Genomic DNA, 661 nt, shown 5'->3' with positions numbered 1-661 from the left:
AATGCAAGACAATTCAAGCGCAGACGACTTTATTCAGCAGATGTTTTTAGAAGGCAAAGCGGCTGCGATCATTGGCGGTCCTTGGTCAGCTGCCAACTATAAAGAGGCTAAATTGAACTACGGAGCGGCTCCCATTCCGACATTGCCAAATGGAGAAGAATACGCCCCTTTTGCTGGCGGGAAGGGCTGGGTTGCCTCGAAATATACAAAAGAGCCCGAGCTGGCTGAAAAATGGCTTGAGTATGCTGCAAATGATGCCAATGCTTACGCTTTTTATGAGGATACAAACGAAGTTCCGGCCAACACGGCTGCAAGGAAGAAAGCCGATGAGCAAAAGAATGAACTGACGTCAGCTGTAATTAAACAATATGAAACAGCAACGCCGACTCCAAATATTCCGGAAATGGCTGAAGTATGGACAGGAGCGGAAAGTTTAATTTTTGATGCAGCTTCAGGAAAAAAATCGACACAAACATCAGCGAATGATGCTGTAAACGTCATAAAGGAAAATATTAAAGAAAAGTATGTGAAATAAAACGGCGGGATAGCGTCCGGAAGAATAGAGGGCGGAAAAAATGAATAAACATCACACACTTGCAAAGCAAAAACGAAAGGCAGGGCTTTTATCGATCATTCCAGGACTTGGGCAGATTGCGAATCA

1 protein-coding gene and 1 pseudogene are annotated in these 661 nt (G+C 44.2%); both read left to right on the top strand.

Annotation, left to right across the window (positions count from 1 at the left end; all coding sequences use genetic code 11):
* Positions 1–535: pseudogene (gene mdxE, locus ACWHAR_RS28030) on the top strand (maltodextrin ABC transporter substrate-binding protein MdxE); the annotation flags it as partial.
* 40 nt (positions 536–575) lie between these two features.
* Positions 576–661 (top strand): hypothetical protein (locus ACWHAR_RS28025; protein ID WP_452088560.1); only part of this gene is annotated, 86 nt, incomplete at its 3' end.

Source organism: Bacillus sp. LR--39 (assembly GCF_053613335.1).
The sequence above is the reverse complement of the archived record's forward strand: the minus strand, read 5'-3'. Positions and strand labels throughout refer to the sequence as shown.